Origin of the sequence: Nitrospirillum iridis (genome assembly GCF_014205765.1) — a bacterium.
In the GTDB taxonomy this organism is placed as follows: Bacteria; Pseudomonadota; Alphaproteobacteria; order Azospirillales; family Azospirillaceae; genus Nitrospirillum; species Nitrospirillum iridis.
The window spans coordinates 121,871-145,589 of record NZ_JACIIZ010000015.1; the positions used below are offsets into that span (position 1 = coordinate 121,871).

17 protein-coding genes are annotated in these 23,719 nt (G+C 68.8%); 8 read left to right on the forward strand and 9 right to left on the reverse strand.

Annotated features, from left to right (window positions below):
* The first annotated feature begins 38 nt into the window (after positions 1–38).
* Entirely contained in the window at positions 39–2,051 is a 2,013-nt protein-coding gene (locus tag FHS74_RS23410; protein WP_184806066.1) for a beta-N-acetylhexosaminidase, read from the forward strand.
* 253 nt (positions 2,052–2,304) lie between these two features.
* Here FHS74_RS23410 and FHS74_RS23415 read toward each other — a convergent pair whose 3' ends face one another.
* Entirely contained in the window at positions 2,305–2,544 is a 240-nt protein-coding gene (locus tag FHS74_RS23415; protein WP_184806068.1) for a helix-turn-helix domain-containing protein, read from the reverse strand.
* 11 nt (positions 2,545–2,555) lie between these two features.
* Complete coding sequence (locus tag FHS74_RS23420) at positions 2,556–3,110, reverse strand: DUF2975 domain-containing protein (RefSeq protein ID WP_246463319.1); 555 nt, start codon at positions 3,108–3,110, stop codon at positions 2,556–2,558.
* Between the two features lie 135 nt (positions 3,111–3,245).
* Between FHS74_RS23420 and FHS74_RS23425 the strand changes: the two genes are divergently transcribed.
* The 5 genes from FHS74_RS23425 (at position 3,246) to FHS74_RS23445 (ending at position 8,154) form a co-directional block, all read left to right on the forward strand.
* The gene (locus FHS74_RS23425) at positions 3,246–3,626 is read left to right on the forward strand and encodes a chlorophyllide reductase (RefSeq protein ID WP_184806072.1); all 381 of its coding nucleotides are present in this window, start codon (positions 3,246–3,248) and stop codon (positions 3,624–3,626) included.
* A 198-nt stretch (positions 3,627–3,824) separates the two neighbouring features.
* Positions 3,825–5,063: an ABC transporter substrate-binding protein gene (locus FHS74_RS23430; RefSeq protein ID WP_184806075.1), complete on the forward strand. Its 1,239-nt coding sequence runs from the start codon at positions 3,825–3,827 to the stop codon at positions 5,061–5,063.
* 128 nt (positions 5,064–5,191) lie between these two features.
* Positions 5,192–7,120: a potassium transporter Kup gene (locus FHS74_RS23435; protein ID WP_184806078.1), complete on the forward strand. Its 1,929-nt coding sequence runs from the start codon at positions 5,192–5,194 to the stop codon at positions 7,118–7,120.
* Positions 7,121–7,207: 87 nt separating this feature from the next.
* Positions 7,208–7,471 carry a hypothetical protein gene (locus tag FHS74_RS23440; RefSeq protein ID WP_184806080.1) on the forward strand — a complete coding sequence of 88 codons (264 nt, stop codon included), beginning with the start codon at positions 7,208–7,210 and terminating at the stop codon, positions 7,469–7,471.
* Positions 7,468–8,154 carry a DUF1826 domain-containing protein gene (locus FHS74_RS23445; RefSeq protein WP_184806082.1) on the forward strand — a complete coding sequence of 229 codons (687 nt, stop codon included), beginning with the start codon at positions 7,468–7,470 and terminating at the stop codon, positions 8,152–8,154. The genes FHS74_RS23440 and FHS74_RS23445 overlap by 4 nt, the downstream gene beginning before the upstream one ends.
* A gap of 58 nt (positions 8,155–8,212) precedes the next feature.
* Here the strand turns inward: FHS74_RS23445 and FHS74_RS23450 are convergent, their stop codons facing one another.
* The 6 genes from FHS74_RS23450 to FHS74_RS23475 form a co-directional block, all read right to left on the reverse strand.
* Entirely contained in the window at positions 8,213–9,508 is a 1,296-nt protein-coding gene (locus FHS74_RS23450) for a DUF1501 domain-containing protein (protein ID WP_184806084.1), read from the reverse strand.
* 22 nt (positions 9,509–9,530) lie between these two features.
* The gene (locus FHS74_RS23455; protein WP_184806086.1) at positions 9,531–11,129 is read right to left on the reverse strand and encodes a DUF1800 domain-containing protein; all 1,599 of its coding nucleotides are present in this window, start codon (positions 11,127–11,129) and stop codon (positions 9,531–9,533) included.
* Between the two features lie 197 nt (positions 11,130–11,326).
* The gene (locus FHS74_RS23460) at positions 11,327–13,354 is read right to left on the reverse strand and encodes an OPT family oligopeptide transporter (protein ID WP_184806088.1); all 2,028 of its coding nucleotides are present in this window, start codon (positions 13,352–13,354) and stop codon (positions 11,327–11,329) included.
* 290 nt (positions 13,355–13,644) lie between these two features.
* Positions 13,645–14,886: a tetratricopeptide repeat protein gene (locus tag FHS74_RS23465; RefSeq protein WP_184806089.1), complete on the reverse strand. Its 1,242-nt coding sequence runs from the start codon at positions 14,884–14,886 to the stop codon at positions 13,645–13,647.
* A gap of 234 nt (positions 14,887–15,120) precedes the next feature.
* Positions 15,121–16,416, reverse strand: a complete 1,296-nt coding sequence (locus FHS74_RS23470; protein WP_184806091.1) for a DUF445 domain-containing protein — start codon at positions 16,414–16,416, stop codon at positions 15,121–15,123.
* Positions 16,417–16,560: 144 nt separating this feature from the next.
* The gene (locus FHS74_RS23475; protein ID WP_184806094.1) at positions 16,561–17,019 is read right to left on the reverse strand and encodes a hypothetical protein; all 459 of its coding nucleotides are present in this window, start codon (positions 17,017–17,019) and stop codon (positions 16,561–16,563) included.
* Between the two features lie 249 nt (positions 17,020–17,268).
* On the opposite strand from FHS74_RS23475, the gene FHS74_RS23480 reads away from it, so the two are divergent.
* On the forward strand, positions 17,269–17,877 hold the full coding sequence (locus tag FHS74_RS23480) for a carbonic anhydrase (RefSeq protein ID WP_184806096.1): 609 nt from the start codon (positions 17,269–17,271) through the stop codon (positions 17,875–17,877).
* A gap of 26 nt (positions 17,878–17,903) precedes the next feature.
* On the opposite strand, the gene FHS74_RS23485 is transcribed toward FHS74_RS23480, so the two are convergent.
* Positions 17,904–21,815, reverse strand: coding sequence for a Pls/PosA family non-ribosomal peptide synthetase (locus tag FHS74_RS23485; protein WP_184806099.1), 3,912 nt, complete (start codon positions 21,813–21,815; stop codon positions 17,904–17,906).
* A gap of 648 nt (positions 21,816–22,463) precedes the next feature.
* Here FHS74_RS23485 and FHS74_RS23490 point away from each other — a divergent pair.
* Positions 22,464–23,699, forward strand: coding sequence for an efflux RND transporter periplasmic adaptor subunit (locus FHS74_RS23490; protein WP_184806102.1), 1,236 nt, complete (start codon positions 22,464–22,466; stop codon positions 23,697–23,699).
* Positions 23,700–23,719 lie beyond the last annotated feature (20 nt).

The following is a 23,719-nucleotide window of genomic DNA, read 5'->3' on the forward strand; positions in this document are numbered from 1 at the left end:
GCCCGAGGCGCTTCCCCATGCGACTGATGACCCCCCGTATGTTTGGCCTGCTTGTCTCCGGGGTCGCCCTGATGGCCGCCGGCATCGTCTTCCCCGCTTACGCCCAACAAGGCGCGCTCATGCCCCTGCCGGCATCGATGGTCGCGGGCACGGGCCAGTTGGTGGTGGATGGCAGCTTCACCGTGGCGCTGGCGGGGCCCGCCGACCCGCACCTGGATGCGGCGGCCCGCACCCTGATCCGGCAGCTAAGCGCCAAAACGGGGCAATTCCTGGCGGGCGCGCCCGTCACGGGCGGGGCGACCCTGACGCTGACGGTGACCCGGGCCAGCGCCACCGTGCCGGCGCCCAATGAGGATGAGGCCTACACCCTGACGGTGACGCCCGGCGGCGCCAGCATCACCGCCGCCACCTCCATCGGCATCAACCGCGGCATCGCGACCTTTGTGCAACTGGTGGCCGCTGGCCCCCAGGGCTATGCCGTGCCGGCGGTCACCATCCATGACCAGCCGCGCTTCCCCTGGCGCGGCCTGCTGCTGGACGTCTCCCGCCACTTCATGCCTGTCGCCACGGTGGAGCGCACGCTCGACCTGATGCAGGCGGTGAAACTGAACGTCCTGCACTGGCACCTGGCCGACAACCAGGGCTTCCGTGTCGAAAGCAAGGTCTATCCCAAGCTGCACCAACTGGGGTCGGACGGGAATTTCTATACCCAGGACCAGGTGCGGGCCGTCATCCGGTACGCCGCCGACCGGGGCATCCGCGTCGTGCCGGAATTCGACATGCCGGGCCACACCACCGCCTGGCTGGTGGGCTATCCCGAACTGGCCAGCCAGCCCGGCCCCTATACCATTGAACGCCACTGGGGCGTGTTCGACCCGGCGCTGGACCCGACCCGCGACAGCACATACCAGTTCCTGGACCGTCTCGTGGGCGAAATGACCGCGCTGTTCCCCGACGCCTATTTCCACATCGGTGGCGATGAGGTGAACGGGGAGCAGTGGAAGGCCAGCCCCGCCGTCCAGGCCTATATGAAGGCCCACGGCCTGAAGGACACGGCCGCCCTGCAGGCCCTGTTCACCACCAAGGTCCAGGCCATCGTCGCCCGCCATGGCAAGCACGCCATCGGCTGGGATGAGATCATGGACGGCGATATGCCCAAGGACGTGGTGGTGCAATCCTGGCGCGATGCCGAATCGCTGAGGAAGGCGGCGCTGGCGGGCCATGCCGGCATCCTGTCGGCCCCCTATTACCTGGACCTGAACTGGCCGGCCGGCCGCCACTACGCCGCCGACCCCATGCCCGAGAACCTGCCGGCGGATCTGGCAAACCTGATCCTGGGCGGCGAGGCCTGCGCGTGGAGCGAGCGGCTTTCGCCGGAGAACCTCGACATCCGCCTATGGCCCCGCGCCGCCGTGGTGGCGGAAAAGCTGTGGTCGCCCAGGGCGATGACCGCCGACACGGCCGGCATGTACCGGCGCCTGGATGGGGTCGCCCGTGACCTCGCCTGGGCGGGTTCCCGCCATGAGGCGGCGGGACTGGCCATGCTGGCCCGGGTCGCCGGGCCGGCGGGTGTCGACGCCCTGCTACCCCTGGCCCAGGCGGTGGAGCCGCTGAAGGACTATCGCCGTTCCGCGCAGCGGCCGGACGCCGTGCAGGGCACACCACTGAACCGCCTGGTGGACACGGTGCCGGCGGAAAGCGCGCAGGCCCGCGCCTTCAGCCTGGCGGTGGACCATTTCAGGACGAATCCCCGGGATGTCGAGGCGCGGGCGGCGGTGTTGCGACCGCTGATGGTCTGGGCCCAAGGCGACGCCGTGTTGGCCCCCCATGTCGGCGCCACGCCGCTACTGGCCGAACTGGCCGGTCCTTCGGCCAAGCTGGCACGCCTGGCGGATGCCGGTCTCGCGGCGGCGGAGGCGTTGCACACGGGCAAGCCGATGGTTGATCGGGCGGGCGGGGAAAAGGCGGTCGTGGACGCCGCCGATGCCGGTGCCGAACTGGAATTCGCCATTCTGCCGGCGGTGGCCCGGCTGGTGAAGGCGGCGCCATAGCCGGGATCTGGGCATCTGCTATCGCCTGTCTCACCTTTGGCTGTTGGTGGCGGCTCTTTCTTGTTGGTACTCGCCATAGGATTTCCAGCTCTCTGCCTGGCAGCGCGCACGCTCATCGCCGATGGACTTTCCACAGAGACTTCTCCGCCAGGCCTGGCCGGTGGAATAGAGCCCTTGCGAAGTACAGCTGGACAGTCCGATTGCCAAGATCAGTGCTGTTATTGGAAGGCGGCTCATTCAAAGCACCTCAAATTCAAGCTGTTTTGCTGGATTCCATATCCGCCGCTGTTTCCGTCTCGTACCTGAGAAGGTCTCCGGGCTGACAGTTAAGAAACTGGCAAATCCGTTCGAGGGTCTCAAAGCGCACACCTTTCACCTTTCCCTGCTTGAGAAGGGACAGATTGGCTTCGGTGATTCCGACATATTCGGCGAGGTCTTTGGACTTGGCATTGCGTTCAGCGAGCATAACGCCCAAGCGCACCCGGATCGGCATGCAGGTATCCTTCAGACGAACTGCTTGTTTTCGTCGGCGATGTCCAAGGCCTCGGTCATCACCCAAGCGATGACCGCGACTGTCCCTGCGAAAATCAGGGCAATGAGCGTATCGGAGCCGATACTCAACGCGACGGTCCTTACTTCCCCCGAGTTGTTGAAACTCAGAAAGAGGGAGAGCGCCGCGCCGGTAAACGGCTTCAAGATGGCTGACGCGGCGACGGCGATTGAAAACGCCTTGAGCCGCCCGATCGGTTCGCTGGAGAAGATTTGACCAGCCGCGAAGGCGTCGAAGCAGCGACGGGCGTTCAGGAGCCCGTAGATCAGCGCCCCAAGCGGAACCATGGAAATTCCAAACGCCAGGGCCCGAGCGGAAAAATCGAGCTCCATCACAGGAGCGATCTGAATCCCTGCCTGGCCGAACAACGTGTGTGTCGGCGTCATGGCCCAATAGAAAAGCATTGCCGCCGCGAGCAGGCCGGATGTGACGAGGCAGCCCGCCCCCATCAGCCTGCTGAAACGTCGAATGCGGCCCATACGCCTTTCCCGATCCTGCTCGACGGTCAAGTCGATCCCTATTGGCGATTGAACCATGGCTGGGCTGCTCCTCTTCCGGCGACAACAAACCATAGCGCGGTAATTATTGTTTGACAATAATTTATTGCCGTATTTCAGATTGGCGACCCATACAGGAGTTCGCACATGTCTCGTCGCATGGCCCGACTGGCCACCACCCTCGTCACCTTCGCCTCCTTCCTTTCAGTCGCATCCCCGTCAATGGCCACGCCAACAACCTCCCGTGGGCTGATTTCGGTCGCCCAGGTCATGCAGATGCTGGAGAAGGCCCCGACCGACGATACGGCGCGGCAGGTTCTCACCGCCTACCTCGCGGGCGTTGGCGAAGCCGCCAGCGTGGTTGCCGGCATGGGCGGCGCGACCTGCAGGACATTGTTGAGCTTGAGCGCAGCCAATGTCCGTCAGACGCTCACGGCCGCCGCGGCGGGTCAAGACGCGGCGGAAACTCCGGCAACGCCCCTGATCGTCCGGGACATGCTCGATCGTTCCGGATGCCAGCGCCACTGAGTCCCTCCGTCGATCTGTCCCCGCGTTCCGACCACCGCCCCAGCGAGGCCACGCCCGTCGGGGGCATCCACTCCCCCTTGAGATATTTCAAGGTGTTGCATTTGAGGATGACCCGGGATGCGGCATAGTGATGGGCTGCGGCGCCGGGGATAGGCAGATTTCCCGGGCGCCGACCATAAGTAAGGCGGGAGGAACCGGATGAGCGGAACTCTGAAGCGGCGGACGGCGGCGGTCTTGGGGGCCCTCCTGGCCGCCGCGGCTTTCAGCCTGACGGCGCCGGGCACGGTGCGCGCGGCGGAGGAAAAGCCGGTACGCATCGGCATCCTGAATGATCAGTCCGGAATCTATGCCGATTTCGGCGGCCGGGGCTCGGTGGTGGCGGCCCAGATGGCCATCGAGGATTTCGGCGGCAGTGTGCTGGGGCGCAAGATCGTGCTGCTCAGCGCCGATCACCAGAACAAGCCGGACACCGGCGTGGCCATCGCCCGCCAATGGTTCGACGCCGACGCGGTGGACATGATCGGCGAACTCACCACCTCGTCCGTGGCGTTGGCGGTGCAGGACCTGGCCCGGCAGCGGGGCAAGATCGATATCGTGGTGGGGGCCGCCACGTCCAGGCTGACCAACGATTCCTGTTCCCCCACCGGCTTCCACTGGGCTTACGACACCCATGCCCTGGCGCGGGTCACCGGCGGGGCGTTGGTGGACTCCGGCGGCAAGTCCTGGTTCTTCATCACCGCCGACTACGCCTTCGGCCACCAGTTGGAAAAGGACACATCGGATTTCATCAGGGCGGCGGGGGGCAGCGTGGAAGGGTCGGTCAACGCGCCCTTCAACAACCGCGACTTCTCCCCCTTCCTGGTGCAGGCACAAGGCTCCAAGGCCCAGGTAATCGGCTTGGCCAACGCCGGCGCCGACACCACCACCGCCATCAAGCAGGCGGCGCAGCTTGGCATCGCCAAGGGCGGGCAGAAGCTGGTCGGCCTGTTGTTCACCCTCAGCGACGTGCACGCCCTGGGCCTGAAGACGGCACAGGGCCTGGTGCTGACCGAGGCCTTCTACTGGGATCGCGACGACGCCAGCCGCCAGTGGTCTCAGCGCTATTTCGACAAGACGAAGCGCATGCCGAACATGATCCAGGCCGGAACCTATTCCGCCGTGCTGCATTACCTGAAGGCGGTGAAGGCGGCCGGCACCACCGAGTCAAAGGCGGTGGCGGCCAAGATGCGGGAATTGCCGGTCGATGACATGTTCGCCAAGGGCAAGGTGCGGGAAGACGGCACCATGGTGCACGACATGTACCTGTTCGAGGTGAAGAAGCCGGAGGAGAGCAAGAAGCCCTGGGACTATTACAAGCTGCTGCGCACCATTCCGGGGGAGGACGCTTTCCAGGCCCAGGACAAGGGCGCCTGTCCGCTGGTCAAGAAGGCGTCCTGATCCGGCGTCTAGGGCCTCAAGCCCCATTCGTCGCATTGCCGCCCTGTCCGCCCTGGCGGTGGAAGGCCGCTTGGGGTGGACTAATCTAGGGTCGGTGACTTGACGCGCAGGGGGCGGGGGCCGGACGAATGACGCAAGCGGAACAGTTGGTGAAGGCGGAGGATGGCGCCGCCGACACGCACCATGGCCATGTGCACGGCAGTACCAAGGCGCTGGTCGTGGGCGCCCTGGGCGTGGTGTTCGGCGACATCGGCACGTCGCCGCTCTATGCCATGCAGACGGCCTTGGGCGCCGTCACCCACCACGGACGCCTGCCCAGCGAGGGCGACGTGCTGGGGGTGGTCAGCCTGATCATCTGGGCGCTGATCCTGATCGTGGCGGTGAAGTACGTGGCCCTGGTGCTGCGCGCCGATAACGAGGGGGAGGGGGGCATCCTCTCCCTCCTGTCCCTAGTACATCCGCCCAATCCCAAGGAAATGGTGCCCATGGTAGTGTTCCTGGGCATCTGCGGCGCCGCCCTCCTGTTCGGTGACGGCGCCATCACGCCCGCCATTTCCGTCCTGTCGGCCATGGAGGGCCTGGGCGTGGTCGACAGCCATCTGACCACCTTCGTCCTGCCGCTGACGGTGGTGGTGCTGGTAGGGCTGTTCGCCATCCAGCATCGGGGCACCGGCGCCATCGGCCGCCTGTTCGGGCCCATCATGGCCCTGTGGTTCGCGGTGTTGGCCGGCTTCGGCCTCTATCACTTGGCGCAGCGGCCCGACATCCTGATGGCCTTCAACCCGCTGTCGGCCGAACACCTGCTGGTCCATGCGCCCGGCGTGGCCTTCGCCGTTTTCGGCGCCGTCTTCCTGGCGCTGACAGGGGCGGAGGCGCTGTACGCCGACATGGGGCATTTCGGCGCGGGCCCCATCCGCCGCGCCTGGTTCATCATCGTCTTCCCGGCCCTGCTGCTGAACTACCTGGGCCAGGGCGCCCTGCTGCTGGACAAGCCCGAGGCGGTGGACAATCCCTTCTACCGCCTGGCGCCGGACTGGGCCATGGTGCCGCTGGTCATCCTGGCCACGCTGGCCACCGTCATCGCCAGCCAGGCGCTGATCTCCGGCGTCTTCTCGATGACCCGCCAGGCCATCACCCTGCGCCTGCTGCCGCGCATGTCCATCGTTCCGACATCGCGCAAGTCCTACGGCCAGATCTATGTCGGCGTGGTCAACTGGCTGCTGATGACCATGACGTTGGTGATCGTGCTGGGTTTCCGCCATTCCGAGGCACTGGCCGCCGCCTACGGCATCGCCGTGTCGGCCACCATGCTGATCACCACCGTGCTGCTGCGCCGGGTGATGCGCGATTTGTGGAACTGGCCCGCCCTGCCCACCAACTTGATGATGGGTCTGTTCGCCGCCGTGGACCTGGCCTTCCTGGTGGCCAACAGCACCAAGTTGCTGGAGGGCGGCTGGCTGCCGCTGGCCATCGGCGGCTTCATCGCTTTCCTCATGGTGGCCTGGCGCAAGGGGTCCGCCATCGTGCAGGTCATGCTCAGCGAGGGCGGCGTGTCCTTCGCCGATTTCATGCGGCGGGTGGATGAGACGGTGGTCCACCGCCTCCCGGGCACGGCGGTGTTCGTGACCCGCACGGCCGACCGGGTGTCGCCCATGCTGGTCCACCATGTGACCCATAACCGGGTGCTGCACGAACACGTCATCCTGCTGACCCTGGTGCCGACCAAGCGGCCCCGGGTGCCGGCGGGCGAGCGGCTGTCGGTGGAGCAGGTGGGCAACGGCTTTTGGCGGGTGACGGTGCGCATCGGCTTCATGCAGCGGCCGGACGTGCCCACGGTGATGCGCGGCCTGGCCCGTTTGGGCCTGGCCTTCTGCCGGGAGGAGGTCACCTACTACATTTCCCACGAGCGTTTGGTGCGGCGGGAACGGGGCTCCGCCCTGTCGGGTCCGATATGGACGGCCTATCACCTGATGCAGCGGCTGGGCCTGCGCGCATCGGATTATTTTCATCTGCCGCCGGAGCAGGTGATGGAGGTGGGCTTCCGGCTGGAGGTGTAGGGTCGGTCGGGCCACCATTCTTTGCTTGTAATGTTATGTTATAACGTTACAGTTCCGGGCCCCTTCCCTGGCACGGAGCTTGTCCCGATGATCACCCCCACCGCCGCCCTTGGTCTGGCCCCCGGCGTGGTGCCGCCCCGCTTCACCGAAGCCATGGCCATCTTCCAGGGCGCTGTGGCCCTGTGCGAGGCGGCGGGCATTCCCGCCCACAGCGCGCTGGCGGCCGCACTGGTCGACCTGCTGCCCCGGCTGATCACCGCCTATGGCGCCGATGGCGTGGCCGATGTCCTGGCGACGCTGGCCGCCCAGGTCGCTGGCGATGTCGTGGGCCAGGGGCCCACCCGGCAATGAGATTGGCCAGCAGCGTGGCGACCGTTTCCGCCGGCGGGGGCATTGTCGACGACGTCGCGCCGGCTGTCCTGTCTCGGGTGGCGGATCCGGCCGTGGGCCTGGCCCTGTGGCGACGGGCCGGCCACCCCTGCGCGGAATTGGGCCCGTGGCTGGATGCCCTGGCGCCCGACCGCCTGCCCCACGGCCGCTTCCTGGCCCGTCTGCCCGATGTCGCCGCGGCCCTGGCGCCGGTGCTGGAGGGCATGGACGCGCCATCGGCGCTGGCCGCCGCCGTGGCCACCGACGTTGTGGATCTGAGCCATCGCTTCCTGGAGATCGCGGGCGGCGATTGGGTGGATGTGCGGCTGGAGACCGTGACCAACGACGCCTGTTGGAAATTCCACCGCGATCATGTGCCGCTGCGGTTGATCACCACCTATCGGGGCCCCGGGACCCAGGTGGTGGCGCCCATCGATGCCGACCGGGCGCTGGCGGAGCAGCGGCGCTATCGCGGGCCGCTGTTCCAGATGCCGCGCTACGCCGTGGCCCTGTTCAAGGGCCATGGGGCGGGGGGACAGGTCCGCGTGGGCTCGCCGGATGAGGGTGTGGTCCACCGCTCGCCCCCCATCGCCGGCACCGGCCAGGCACGGCTGGTCCTGTGCCTGAACCTGCCATCGGCCGCCTCACCGGAGGCGTGGTCCTGAGGCCCTTGCCCGGTATGCCCGATGGCTGGCTCCCTTCCGGATGGCGGCCGGCCCCGCTTCATGCCCGGAACAGGGCCGGATCGCCGCCGGGGTGGAAGCCGGGGAACACGCCATCGACCTGGGCCACGCCCATGCGGTGCTTCAGCACGGTGGTCAGCACGTCTCGATAGTCGGTGGTCACGGCCAGGTCCACGCGCTCGTCCAGGTTCTGCGGCTGCAAGCCCGGCCAGCGGCCCAGCAGGCGTCCACCCGCCACCCCGCCGCCCAGCACCATCATCATCGATCCATGGCCGTGGTCGGTGCCGCCGCTGCGGTTGGCGCGCAGGCGGCGGCCGAACTCGCTGATGGTCACCAGGGTGATGCGGTCGTGATAGGCCGACAGGTCGTTCCAGAAGGTGGCCAGCGAACCCGACATCTGGTGGATCAGACCCTTGATGCGGCCGGCCTGGCCCTCATGTGTGTCCCAGCCGCCCATGTCGACACAGGCCACCTTCAGGCCGGACTCCATGCGGATCAGGCGGGCCACCGTTTCCAGCGACCGGCCGATGTCGCCCTCGAACGTGCCGCCATGCTCCGGCTGATAGGCCAGGACCTTGCCATCGGGGCCCTTGGGCAGGGCGCCGTTCAGGCGCAGGGCCGCGTCCAGGGCGACCCGGCCGCCGCGCGCGACGTTGGGGTTAAAGGATGCCGATTGCGCGCCCGCCGGGTACAGCCGCTCCAGCACCGCCTGGGTGCTGGGCCCGCCCGGCAGGCCGAAACCGCCGCGCAGGTCGGGGATGGATAGGGCCTCGGGGAAGCCCTGCAACAGCTTGGGCACCCCCCCGGCCGTGCTGACGGCCACCAACTCCCCGTTCCCGCCCATTTGGCGCAGCAGGCGGGCCACCCAGCCGCCTTCCGTCCCAAGGGCCCCGTTGCCCCTGGGCTCCTCCGCCAGGCCGCGTTCCATCAGCTCCTGCGCCTCGAAATGGCTGCGGGTGGCGTTGGATAGGCCGGCGGCGTGGATCATGGCCAGGTCCCCCTGGCGGTACAGCTCGTGCAGCGCGGCGGCGTCGGGGTGCAGCCGGAAGTCCACGCCATGGGCCAGGTCGCTGTCCAGCGCGATACCGGCCTTGTCGCCGCCGTCCAGCAGGCGCAAGTCCGCTGGCCGGGCGTCGATGTAGACGGCGTCGTTGGCCGGGCCCACGAAGTTCAGCACATCCATGCCGCCCCGGAAGAACAGCACGATCAGGATTTTGCCGTTGTTGTCGGCGGCCCGGCCGGGGGTGGCGAACGCCAGTTGGCCCAGGCCGGGCACGGCGGTCAGCGCGCCGGCGGCGGCCAGGGTTTTCAGGATTTCGCGTCGATTGAACGCCATGATGGGGGCTCCTTCTCAGGCGTCAGCGCAGTTGGAAAGCCGGGCTCATGGCCACATAGGCGGCCAGGCGGCGGTTGGCGAATTCGCCCGTCTTGTTGTCCACGGCGGGGGCCGAGTCCGCCGTCAGCGACAGCCCGCCCAGCAGGGCGTTGGCGTCGACGGCGTTGGGGCTGCCCAGCAGGCGATCGGACCAGAAGGCGATGGCTTGGCCGGCATGCGCGGCCGCCGGCCCCATCTGCGCGGTGGCCGTCAGGCCGGGGGGCATCCACCATCCTTCCGCCAGGCCCAAGGCCAGGTTCCAGCGCGACCGCATATTCTGCGCGCCCAGCCAATAATCGTCGCTGGTCGGGTGTCCGTCGGGCGTGGGCCAGGCGTACAGCTTCTGTCCGGCGGCCTCCATGGTCTGCACCAGTTGCTCACTGGCGGTGACGGGGATGCCGGTGGCGCGGGCGAAGCTGGCCACCAGCTCCAGGGGACGCTTGGGCCGGGCGCCCCAGTTGGCTGTGGCCTGGGGCGATAGGGCGATCAGGCGGACCACCCGGGCGATCTGGTCGGGGCGCTGGCGGTTGTCCAGCCAGGCGGCGGCGGCGGCCTGGACCAGGTCAGGCGGCGGGTCACCGCCCAGCAGCGACCGCACCAGCTTGGTGCAGAGGAACTGCGCGGTCGCGGGGTGGGCGGCCACCAGGTCCAGAACCTTGTGGCCGTCGTTGCGCGGCGGCTGATAGCTGTCGAACTCCGTGGCCAGCACCCGCTTCTGATAGTTGTCATGCCAGGATTCGATGTAGGTGAAGCGGCCGTCGTTGGGTGCCTTGTAGCCGCCCAGGTCCTGGCCGCTCTGGATGCTCCACCCGGTGAAGGCGCGGCTGGCCTCATAGACGTCCTGGTCGATATAACCCTGCGGCGCGCCCTTCAGGGCGCCGGGCACGTCGCGCCAGCGATCGTATTGGGCGTTGAGGTAGGCGTCGCGACCCAGGGTGTGCAGCTCGAACAGCTCGCGGGCGTAATTCTCGTTGGCGGCCCCGCCCCGGGACGAGCGGTTGTTCAGGTAGATCAGCATGGCAGGGCTGGTGGCCACCGCCTCCAGCAGGTCACGGAAATTGCCCAGCGCATGGGTGCGCAGGGCCGCGTCATAGGCCGGCAGGGCGGGGGCCGTGTAGCTGTCGGCCGCGTTGACGGAAAAGTGGTCGTGCCAGAACTGGGTCATGACCTGGCGCAACTGCGCCGGGTCGTAGACCGCGCGGATGACCGTGGCGGCTGCCAGATCCAGGCGGGGGCGCACCCGTTCCTGATAGGGCAGTTTGCGGTCCGGCTGGTTCAGGGACCACAGCGCGTCCACCGGCTGGTCCAGGGTGCGCAGGGGACGCACCTCGTCCAGGGCCGCCCAGCCCTCACCGGCATCGTACTTGATGCGCATGGTGGCGCTATCCAGCTTTTGCTGGCATTCCGGGCCTGGGCTGGTGTCGGCGGCCAGCCGAATCTGTTCGTCCAGCCAGTGGGCCGCACCTTGCTGTTTCAGGGCCTGGGCGTCGCCGGGCCGGGGGCCGTAGGCGAAACGGTTCAGGAAGATCCATTCCTGCGATGGGGCCGCGCCAACGGGCGATGCCGGGATGGAGACAACCATGTCTGGTCCTCCTCGGTCTTATCGATCCAACCCCCATGGTACGCCTTCCGCGCCGGCAACCCGACATCCGTCGATAGCGGTAGGGACTCTGGATAGAGAAAGGGGGCCCCAATGGGACCCCCTTGCTACCCTTTCGGGATTGAGGCTTTTCGCCTCACTTGACGGGCCCGCCCGTGTCGGCCGGGCGCCGCCATCGCTCATTTCCGCTCGGCCAGCACCCAGCGCATGCTCCACAGGCAGGCCACCAGGAAGACGGCGCCGCCCAGCCACTCGGCATAGGGGGCGAAACCGTCGCCGACCACCGCCAGGGGCTCCTGGTTGCCGGTCAGGGAGATGATGGCCGCCTGGGCGACGCCGAACAGGCTTTCGCCCACGATCATGCCGGACGCCAGCAGCATGGCGCGGCGCTGGGGCACGTCGGCGTAGGTGGCGAACGGGACGCCCGCCGCCTGGGCCCGGCGGGCCAGCACGCGGTCGACGATGTAGGCCAGCAGGGCGCCCAGGCTGACCGGCACGGTGACGGTCATCGGCAGGTAAATGCCCAGCGCGACGGCCAGCGGCGGCAGGCGGAAGCGGCGCGTGGTGGCCTTCAGCACCTCATCCACCACCACCAGGCAGATGCCGACGACGGCGCCAATGCCCAGCATGGACCAGTCCAGCTTGCCGCTGAGGATGCCGGTGGCCAGCGTGGCCATCAGCGTCGCCTGGGGTGCGCCCAAGGTCTTGGCCGGGTCCATGCCTGGATCCAGCGGCGCGCCGGCAAAGCCATAGGCATGCTGCAACAGGTTCAGGACCGGCGGGATGACGGCGGCGCCGACGATGCAGCCCAGGATCAGGGCCACCTGCTGGCGCCAGGGGGTGGCACCCACCAGCTGGCCGGTCTTCAGGTCCTGCAGGTTGTCATTGGCGATGGTGGCGATGGTCAGCACCACCGAGGTGGTGAACAGCGCCAGCGCCACGGCGGCGGCGCGGACCACCGGATCGGCGACGCCGTCATGGCCCAGCAGGGCGACCAGCAGCAGGGACGAGGCGATGGCTGCCAGGATGCCGATGCTGGAGATCGGGCTGTTGGAACTGCCGATCAGCCCGGCCATGTAGCCCGACGCTGCGGCGACGATGAAGCCCATGACGGCGGCGAAGACGACGCCGGCCAGCACCAGCACGACCAGCTGGTTGGACAGCGGCGTACCCAGGATAAAGGAGATGAACAATCCCGCCAGCGGCACCAGCAGCACGGCCGACAGGGCCATGACGTAGTGGAAGGGGATGTCCTGTTCCACTCGGGGGACAGAGTGGGCGTTGCCGGCGCGGACCTGCTTCATGGCGGCCAGCGAGGCGCGGATGCCGTCCGTCATCGGCTTGGCCAGGACGATCAGCGTCCAGATGGCGGCGGCGGCGATGGCGCCGGCGCCGATCAGGCGGACCTGTTGGCGCCAGACGACGCTGTTGGCGTACTTGATCAGGTCCATGCCATCGGTTGGGGGATGCAGCCAGGTCAGGATGGGCACGGCGCCGAACCAGGCGATGGCCACGCCGGCGAACATGGCGAAGCCCACGGTGGCGCCCACCAGGTAGCCGGCGCCCAGCAGGGCCATCGACAGCCCGGTGCCCAGGCCCGTGACGGTGCCGCCGACGCGCAGGAAGCCCTGGAACTGCTCCGTGAAGAAACGCATGGCCGTCATCAGGAAGAACCCGACCGACACGAAGGTGCCGGCGATGACGTCGCGCAGGCCGGCACCCTTGGCGGCCTCATCGGCGCCCGCCTCACCGGCGGTGTCGGGGGAGCCGACCTTCAGCACCTCGGCCGCGGCCACGCCCTCGGGGTAGGGCAGGTTGCCCTGCACCACCATGGCCCGCCGCAGGGGCACCGTGTACATGACGCCCAGGATGCCGCCCACCGCGCAGATGCCGGCGGACTGCCAGAAGGGGAAACCGGTCCAATAGCCGACGATGACCAGGCCCGGCAGCACGAAGATGACAGACGACAGGGTGCCGGCGGAGGATGCCAGCGTCTGGACGAAGTTGTTTTCCTGGATGGTGCTGTCCTTGGCCAGCCGCAGCACGGCCATGGAGATGACCGCCGCCGGGATGGAGGAGGCGAAGGTCAGACCCACCTTCAGGCCCAGATAGACGTTGGCGGCGGTGAACACCACGGTGATCAGCGCACCCAGGATGATGCCACGCAGGGTCATTTCCCGCATCGTGCTACGCGCGAACCGGGTCATCGGATGAAATCCGTCATATGTGGAGAATCCCCATCATCGTCATGTCGACGTCGTCGTATTGGCACCGGCCGCCCATGAAGTTCCCCGCAGGCGGGCGCCGGGCTGGATGGGCGGGGAGTTTAGCGGGCGCCCCCCGCCCCGTCGAGATCGCCGCGGGCGGAAAAGGCCAGAATCCGTTGCTTCCGGGCCAAAAAGAAACGGGGCCGGCGCTGGGCCGACCCCGTTCCTCAGATTGTTGCGCCGTGCGTCTGGCCGCGGGATGCGGCCGCCCGGCGCCCGGGGGCGAAAAATCACGCGCCCTGGTGCAGATAGATCAGCCAACCTTTGGCCAGGTCACCCAGGCCCTCCGGCGCGCTGGTCAGCTCATTGAACAGCTTCTCGGCCTGGTCCTTCTGGCCCAGGTTCACGTAGGCGACGGCCAGGTGCAGCTTGGCGTCGTTGGGGTTCTTCAGGCCGCCCTTGTCGATGGCCTTCTGGGTCAGGTCCAGCGCCTTGGCGTACTGGCCGTAGCTGGAATAGGCGTCCGCCAGCTTCAGCAGCGGCAGGCCCGTGGGGGCCTTGGACACTTCGGCCACCGACTTGTCGATGGTCTTCTGGTCATCGGCCGCCGCCTTGGTCACTTCCGCCAGCAGCTGCTTGGCGGCGGGGTTTCCGCCCAGCTGGCTCTGGCCCTTTTCCAGCACCGCCTTCGCTTCGCCCGGCAGGGTGGCGCGGTTGGCCAGGTCGGCGTAGTCCAGGTACTCGTTGCCGTTCTTAATGGCGTTCACACGCGCCATCAGGCGATAGATGTCCAGCGCCAGACGGTCCGAGAACCCGGGCTTCTTCTGCATGAACAGCAGGTAGTCGGACCAGTAGTCCTGCTTGGGGTAGTACTTCAGCACCTCGGCCAGGCCGTCGGCGTAGGCGGGGAAGTCCTTGCGCTGGGCGGCGCCGTCCAGCTGCATCTGGTAGACCTGCTCCTGCGCCGGCTTGCCGGTCTTTTCCTCGACGGCGATCGCCTGTTTGCAGTTCGTGTCGGTCGCGGCCCAATCCTTCATCAACCATGAGGCCTGGCAGCGCAGGGCGTACCAGTCCTGCGGCAGGGTTCCGTTCTGGATCATGACGTCCGACTTGGCCAGGAACTTGGTGTAATCCTTGTTCTGGTAGTAGAGGCCGACCAGCGTCTTCTCGCGCTTGGCGGTGTCCGCCTCAGGCAGCTGGCCCGAAGCCAGTTCCTTTTCCAGAGCCTCGACGATGTGCGGCTGGTCGTTCAGGCCGACATAGGCCTGCAGACGCATCTCGTTGATGAAGAAGTCCTCATAGGGGCTGCGGTCGGCCTTCGCGGCCTCGGCCGCGGCGGCGCTGTCCAGCACCAGCTGATAGTTCTTCTCTTCCAGCGCCTTCTGGGCGGCCTGCAGCGACGGCGTCAGCTCCTTGCTGATCTGCTTCTCGGGCGGAGCGGCGTCCTTGTCCTTGTCCTTGGCGTGGGCGGCCCCGATACCGGCCGCCAGCAGGGCGGCACCCAGCATCAGGGGATAGAATTTGGCGCGCATTCGGTCCTCGTCGATGGCAATCATGGGATGGCCCGGTCCGACCTCGCGTCGAAGGGGCCCAGGTCGAATCTCGGGTACACCCCCGCCCCACCACCGTGGCGCGCCCGCTGGGCCGCCGCCATGGGGGATTGGGTCAAGCCCTGGCCGGGCGACCCTGCGGGATGGGATGGGCGTTCGTCAACCCCCACGCCCGTCTTCCGACAAAAGCGGGGCGGGTGGGATCGGCCGGTCGGCTTAGCCGAAAGTCAGGTCCAGCAGATACAGGGTGGCGCCGATCAGGGCGCCCAGCACCGTGCCGTTGATGCGAATGAATTGCAGGTCCTTGCCCACCCCCTCCTCCAGCCGGCGGGCGAAGTCGGCGGCGTCCTGGGCCTTGAGGGTGTCGGTGATGAAACCGCGGATGGCTGTGCGCCAGCCGGGAATGGCGCCCAGGAACGCACCCTCCACCGCCTCGTCCAGGCGGGCGCGGGTGGCCGGCTGCTCCAGCTCCCGCGCCAAGGACAGCAGCGCGGCGTCCAGCGCGCCGCGCAACACCCCTTCCGGCTGGGCCGCGTCCTCCAGCGCCGCCGCCTTCAGCCGGCCGATCAGGTGGTGCAGGGCGATGCGCAGTGTCTTGATGTCGACGGCGTTGCGCAGCACGGAGGCCAGACGATCGCCTAGAGGGTCGCCGTCCAGGATGCGATCCGGAATTTCCGCCAGCCACAGCCGCAGGGCGCGGCCGGCGTCGCTATGCGGGCTGCGCAGATCGAACAGGTGGCCGGCCAGCGCGTCCGTCACTTGGTCGGCCAGGTTGCGGTCCAGCGACCGGGGCATCCACCATTTCGACCGGGTGGCGACGGCGTCCCGGACGTGCGGTCGACTGCTGTGGATCAGCACCACGCCCTGGTCTGACATCTCCTGGATCAGCGCTTCGAACAGGGGGCTGTGGACGGCGTCGCGCAGCAGGCGGGCGACCAGGGGGCGCAGGTCCATGGCGCGCAGGCCTTCCAGCACCGCTCGCACCAGCGCCTCCCGCAAGGCCGCTTCCCGCCCGCGCGACAGCAGCCGGGGTAGCGACGCCAGCGCCAGATCCGCCAGCTGGGCGCGGTTGGCGGGGTCGGCCAGGGCCTGGGCCAGCGGGTCGGCGGCGTTCAGCCGCCGTACTTGGCCGCGCAGACGGTCGGGCGCCAGGAATTCGCCGTCGATGTATGTCGCGATGCCGTCGGCGATGCGGTCGCGGTTCTGTGGCACCAGCGCGGTGTGGGGCACCGGGACCCCCAGGGGGTGGCGGAACAGGGCGGTGACGGCGAACCAGTCGGCGAGTCCGCCCACCAGCCCCGCCTCGCCCACCGCGCGCAGCAGGCTCCAGAACCCCGGCCAAGGCCAGCCGATGGCCTCGGGTGCCAGGCGGGGCACCAGCCGGGCCGCCAGCCACAGGCAGGCGACGACCGCCAGATAGAAGCTGGCCACCCGCCGCCAGCGGCGCAGGGCGGCCGTGCGGTCATCGGCGGTGGCGGGGTCGAAGGGCAGGGGGGCGGACGGGGCAGGCATGGGCAACCATGAAGGTGAAGGGCGCCCATGATGACGGCTGCCGGCGGCGCTGTCCCGGACCATGTGGCGGCGCTGGGCTGGGGCCACCTCCCTGAAAATCATCGATGATGGCCCAGGGTTCCCGAAACGGCGGCGGGGCGCCCCTCAGTCCCCGGCCTGGTCCTCCTCGTGGAATGGAAAGCCGCGCAGCGCGCCATCGATGTTGCCGTCTTCGGAATTGAACCGATAGGCGCGGTCGGACGGCAGCCGGTAGCGCCCGGACTGTAGCCCGTCCAGGATGTGGGCCGCTATCCAGCCGGATAGCAGCTTGGCGGGTCCGGCCAGGGTCCCGTCCGGGTCGCGCAGGTAGGCGCGGTTGTAGAGGGCGGCGCCGATGGCGGCCCCGTGGCGGTTGAGGAATTCCGCCAGCAACTCCACGAACTCCGCCGGTTCCAGCATGGGCTCGACCGTCCCGGCCGCCCGGGCGAGCACGGGGTACAGCAGATGGGTGCGGTCGGCGAAGCGGCTATCCCGCTCCACCCGGTCGGCCACCAGGTTCAGATAGCGGCTGCGTGGGGCGGGTTGGCCGCGCAGGGCGGCGTCCAGGATCTGACGGTGATTCATGGTTCGGCGAAGAGGGTCCGCAACTTTTCCTGGCCGACAAGGTGCGGACTTTCCCCGGCCGCAGCCATGCTTTTATATGGGTTCAGCCTATCGGGGTACCACGCTGGCGGCAGTAGACCGTCGGGTGCCCCTGCCGGGTCGCCCGCCCGCCAACAGGCTGGATTTTGCGGCCGGCAGTCAGTAGACCAGAGGCCGACGATCGGTCGCACCCGCGAACGGATGATCGGCCATGACTTCGGGAGAGACTTTATGCGGAAGCTCATCGAGGGATTTCAGAATTTCCGCACCAGTGCCTTTCCCGACTACGCCCGCCGGTTCCAGTGGCTGGCGGAGGTCGGCCAGAACCCGCGCGCGGCGGTGGTCGCTTGTTGCGACAGCCGCGTCGACCCGCAGATGATCTTTTCCGCCGGACCGGGCGACCTGTTCATCATCCGCAACGTCGCCAACCTGATCCCGCCCTACCACCCCAATTCCGACTATCACGGCACCAGCGCCGCCATAGAGTTCGCCGTGCGCCAGCTGCGCGTGGCGGACATCGTCGTCATGGGGCACACCAACTGCGGGGGCGTGAAGGCCCTGCTGTCACAGGGTGAACTGGACGGTGACTTCATCGGCGCCTGGATGTCCATCGCCGCCAGCCTACACGGCGTGGGCGATCAGGCGGAGGCCGAGCGGCAGGTCGTCCGCCTGACCATCGCCAACCTGATGACCTTCCCGTGGATCCGCGCGGCGGTGGACGCCGGTGGCCTGCGCCTGCACGGCTGCCTGTTCGACGTGGCGGAGGCCGACCTGCTGCTGCTGAACCAGGACACGGGCGAATTCAAGTCGGTGCGGCAGGGCGTCGAAGTTCCCCTCTAAAAGCAGGTGGGATGGCGGAATGGGGCCTAGACCGGCTGGGCGGGGCAGCCGATGAAGCGGCTGCCGGCTGGCAGGTGTTCGCCCTTCATGGCCAGCGACAGCGGGCCCAGGTCGGAGCCGCGACCCAGGACCGAGTCGTACAGCACCACGGACCCGGCGCCGACATGGACGCCGTCCTCGATGGTCACGGGACCCAGCTTCATCACCCTGTCCTCGAACAGGTGGGTCTGCAGGGTGACGCCGGGCCCCATCGCGGCGTCATCGCCGATGCGGATCATGTCCATCTCGCACAGATACGCCGTTTCCAGATGGACGCGGCGGCCGACCTTGGCGCCCAGCAGCCGCATGTACAGCGGCAGGATGGGGGTGCCCAGGAAAGGCCCCAGCACCCAGCCGGCCAGGGCGTCATAGAGCGAGGTCACGAACTCGATGCGCCAGACCGCCGTGCTCCACAGCGGGTGGATGCCGGGGCGGAAGCGGCCGACAACGCTCCATTTGACCAGGGCCAGCAGCAGGGCGGCGGTGACGCAGATGGCGAGTGGCCCCAGGCCCAGCCACAGCAGGCTCATCCACAGGCTGGATACGGCCGACGCATGGGCCAGCAGCCACAACGCCCCCACGGTGGCCGCGCCGGTGATGGCGCCCTGGAACAGGATGCGCGCGGCCTCGATGGCCCCGCGTAGGGCCACCAAGCGGCGCGTCGGGGCGACGGTGAGCCCCTCGGGGATGCCTTCCACCTTCTGCCGGCGTGGCAGGCGCACCGGCGGCAGGCCCAGCCAGTCGGTCTGGGGGGCCGCGTCCGACGGCGCGGTGGACAGCACGCCCACCAAGCAGTTCTCCGGCAGGTTGGCGCCGGCGGGCAGGAAGGCGGAGTTGCCGACGAAGGTGTCATGGCCGATGCGGGTGGGGGCGAAGCGCACCAGGCCGCCGTGGATGGCGGGGCTGCCCACCAGCGAGGCGTCGGCCAGGAAGGCGCGGTCGCCCACCTCCAGTTGTTCCGGCACGATGTGGGCGACGGTCGACACCTCGCAGGCGTGGCCGATCCTGGCGCCCAGCGCCCGCAGCCAGGCGGCGGAGAACAAGGAGCCGTAAAGGGTGTACAGCTGTTCCACCGCCAGACGGTGCACCCGGTCGGCGAACCAGCGGTGGCATTCCACCATGCTGTCGACGCGCACGCTGGCCCGGCCCACCACCGGCGGCACCAGCCGTCGCGCCCCCCACAGCACGAAGGCCGTCCAGGGCATGCAGACCGCCCCCCCCACGACCCCCGCCAGCAGCAGCAGCGGCCCCATCTCGAAGACGGGCAGGTTGGTGCCGAGGACCAGGGCGAAGGCCACGGCCAGCGGCAGGATGGTCAGGAAGCGCACCAGGCTGAGGGCGACGATGCCGGCGAGATAGCGGCCGACGCGGGGCCGCATGGCGCCGTCCGCCCGGCCCGTCATCCACTCCGGCCGGGCGGACGGAACGGCGGGCGATCCGGCCCAGACCATGTCGGTTGGGACCACGGCGCCACCGATCAGGCAGCTGCGGGCGTCCAGGCCCGCGCCGGCCTCCAGCCCGCTGTTCAGGCCGACGACGGAGGCGGCGCCCACCGTGGCGTCCCGGCCCACGGTCACGGTGCCGATCTCGATGCCACCGGCCCGTACCTGGTGGGTCAGCAGCAGCGTGTCCTCGCCGATGGTGGCGCGGTCGCCCACGGTGATCAGGTCCCACAGCATGTTGCCGTGGCAGCCCAGGAAACTGTCGTGGCCGATGCGCCCGCCCATGGCCCGAGCGTACAGCCGCATCAGGGGCGTGCCGGCGATCCAGGGCAGCGGCAGCGCCGCCTCGATATGGCTGGCCGTCCACCAGCGCCAGTGCCACAGGCCCCACAGGCGGTGGCGGCCGGGCCGTACCCGGCCCAGCAGCAGCCACTTGGCGGCGATGGCGACCGCGAAGGACACCGGCAGGACGGCGACGGAGAGCGCCGCCATGACCAGGAAGGATTGCAGGCTCAACGTGCCCTGCGTCCCGTGATGGACCAGCACGCCCAGGACCACCAGCATGGGCAGGCCGCCCAGCGCCGTGACCAGGGGCAGGGTCACCGCCTGGGCCAGGCCGAAGGCCAAGTGACGCAAGGCGCTGGCCCGTCCGGCCTGGGCCGCCGCCGGCGCCGTCACCGGCTCGGTCAACTGCCGCGCCAAGCCCCGGACCGTGGGATTCAGGTAGAGCGCGCGCACCGTCATGCCGGGATGGCGCAGCCGCAGATGGGAGATGGCGGACGCGGCGGCCAGGGAATGACCACCCAGATCCATGAAGAAGTCCGCGTCGCGGGCGTGGATGGGCCGGCCCAGCGCCTGGGCGAAGGCGGCGGCCACCTCCTCCTCCGCGTCGCCCTGGGGCGGCTCGCCGATATCCTCCGGCACGTCGCGCGGGGTGGGCTCCGGCAACTCGCGCCGGTCGATCTTGCCGCCCACCGTGCGGGTCATGGCCGGCACCGGCACCAGGAAACTGGGGCGCATGTAGGCGGGGACGGTGGCGGCGACGTAGGCGGCGATGGCGTTGCGGTCCGCCGTGCCCACGTACCAGATCACGATGCTGTCGATCCCGGCCACCGGCCGTACGGCGGCGGCGGCCAACTGCACGCCGGGGCAGCCGGCGACGATGGCCTCGATCTCGCCCAGCTCGATGCGGAAACCCCGCAGCTTCACCTGGTTGTCGGCGCGGCCCAGGAAGTCGATGCGCCCATCGACCAAGGCGCGGCCCAAATCGCCGGTGGCGTAAAGGCGGTTGCCGGCGGCATCCACCTTGAAGCGCTTGGCCGTTTCTTCCGGCCGGTTCAGGTAGCCGTCGGCCAGGGCCGGGCCGCCGATGTGGATTTCCCCGGTCTCGCCCACCGGCACCGGGTGCCCATCGGGGGCCAGCACCACCACGCGGTACCCGGGAAGGCCCCGGCCTATGGTGACGGGCTGGCCGGCGCGCGCCTCGTCCGCCGTCGCGACCACCGAGGCTTCGGTGGGGCCATAGGTGTTCAGCATGCGCCGGCCCGGCGCCCAGCGGTCGACCAAGGCGGCGGAGCAGGCCTCCCCCCCCACCACCAGCAGGCGGACGTCGGGCAGATCGTCGTCGATCAGGCCCAGCAGGGTGGGCACGGTGGAGAAGAAGGTGGCGCGGCGGCAGCGCAGCTCGCTGGCCAGCAACTGCGGGTCGCGCATCACCAGGCCCGAGGCCGGCAGCAGGCAGGCGCCGGCGGCGACGGCCAGCCACACTTCCTCCACCGAGGCGTCGAAGGCCAGGGAAAAGCCCTGCCAAACCCGGTCCGTCTCCACCAGGCGATAGACCTGCGCCGCCCCGCGGACATAGGTCATGACGGCGCCGTGCGACAGCACCACGCCCTTGGGCAGGCCCGTCGTGCCGGAGGTGAAGATGAGATAGCAGGTGTCGGCCGGGGTCACCGGCAATGCCGCGTCCGGCAGGGTGTGCGCGGAGACCAGGGTATCGTCCAACAGGGCGGTGCCAATCAGATCCTCTGGCGCCACGGTGGCGACGCCCGGCACCGGCAGGTCGCCGGCGGCATCGATCATCAGGTGGGACTCGGCCTGTTCGGCGATGCTGGCCACGCGGGCGGCGGGCCAACTGGCGTCGATGGGAATATAGGCGGCGCGGCGCAACAGGATGCCGAAGAGGCAGGCGTATAATTCGGCGGTGCCACGGCCCCGCAGCATGATCCGGGCGCCGGGGCCCACGCCCCGGGCGGCCAGGGTGGCAGCGACGCGCCGGGCGCGGTCGCCCATGTCGCCCCAGGTCAACATGAAGCCGTCCCCGGTTTCAACCGCGGGTAGCGACGGGGTCGCGGCGACGCGTGCCAGGAACAAGGCCGCCAGCGTCTGCGCGCCGGCCAAGCCGAGAGTCTGGCCTTCCGCGTCCACCCGTTCGGCGATCGACGAACCGCTGAGCATCAACGTCCCACCCTTGGTCCCACCCTCGGCTCCCTGTCCGTCCCGCATGACGGCCGGGGGACGCCCCCCGGGAACTCGCGTATACCCGCTACAAGGTCCGTGATCCCATTGCCGATTTCATCCCCTACGGAGGGATGGCTCACCCCCGGGAAAAGGGTGGCGACACTGGTACGAGCCTTGCCGATACACAACTGTTGTAGATGGCGGATTGGCCCCCCATGTCAAGCGATTGCCCTTGGGAACCAGGGTCGCACACAAAATAAGGGGGTGTGCGGGCGGTGCCCTACGCCGCTGGTGGTAGGTCTTCCACCCCTTGGGATGGGTGTCGGCGCTTCGGCATACCGCTCCGTTACAAAACGATACAAAGAGCGGCTTTTCCCGTAACACAACCCTCTGTAGCTTCACCCTCGAACTAGGCGGACCTGCGGAGATTAGGCTTTTAGTCGGATCTTCCGCAGTAAATCAGGCGTTGTCCGCCACCACGGTCGCGGGGGCCGTGGGTTTGCCCGGCACGCCATTTCTGGGGTCCTCCCGGAAACCTGGTCTCGTGCCCGCTCGAACCCTTCCTCCCATCGTCCGTGCCAATCGCCAATTCCGGTGTCCCCAACGCGGCGGTTGGGCACCGGTCGGACAGAAGGCTGAGAGACGATGAGCATCCATTCCGCAGAACTTCCGGCTGATCGGACCGAACTGGGGCATTACGCGCCGGCTGGCCGCGCATCCAGCGCTTCCGGGCTGAAGCGCTACCGCTGGTGGTTGCTGGCCGGGGGCGTCGTCGTCCTGGGCGCCATCGCGGCCGCCGTCCTCATGCGCCCCGGCGCCAAGCCAGCCGCCCCGGCGGCGACGGCCAAGGTGTCCACCCTGCCGGTCACGGTGTCGGCGGTGGTGGTGGCGCCCGTCACCCGCACCCTGCTGGTCACCGGCTCGCTGGCCGCGTTCGACGATCTGCCCATCGGCACGGAGACCTCGGGCCTGGCGCTGGCCGAGGTGCTGGTCGACATCGGGGACACGGTGAAGAAGGGCCAGCTGCTGGCCCGCTTCAACGATAGCGTCCTCAAGGCCGATCTGGCGGAGAAGGAGGCCCTGTTGGCCGAGGCCAAGGGCAACGTGGTCGAGGCCGAGGCCAATTACACCCGCGCCCAGGATCTGGTGCGCACCGGCGCCATGAGCGCGCGGGACCTGGACAATCGCCGCGCCCTGGCCATCAGCATGCGCTCGCGCGTCGGCGTGGCCGAGGCCAATCGCGACCTGTCCATGGCCAAGCTGAAGCAGTCCGAGGTGCGCGCGCCCTCCGACGGCACCATCACCGCCCGCACCGCCCGCATCGGCGCGGTCATGTCGGCCGGCGGCACCGAGTTGTTCCGCATGATCCGCGACAACCGGGTTGAGTTGGTGGCCGAGGTGCCGGAGACCGACATGATGGTGGCCAAGGCCGGCCAGGCGGTGAACATCGTCGTCGATGGCGACAACACCGCCCACCACTACACCGGCACCGTTCGCGTGGTCGAGCCCACCGTGGATTCCCGGACCCGCCTGGGTCACCTGCGCATCGATCTGGAGCGGAACCCCGACCTGCGTCCCGGCATGTTCGTCAGCGGCCGGGTCGCCGTCGGCGTCGCCAACGCCCTCGTCGTGCCAGAAAGCGCCGTGGTCTATCGTGAGGTCCGCCCCATCGCCTTCGTGGTGGATGACAAAGGCATCGTGACCGCCCGCAACGTCGCCACCGGCGCCCGCCAGGACGGCAACATCGCCATCCTGTCCGGCGTGAAGGTGGGTGAGCGGGTGGTGCTGTCGGGGGCCGGCTATCTGAAGGACGGCGATCAGGTCACGGTGGTCGACAAGATCGCCGACACCGCGGTCAAGCCGCTGCCGGCGCAGCAGTGAACTCGGGGGAAGGGGCACCA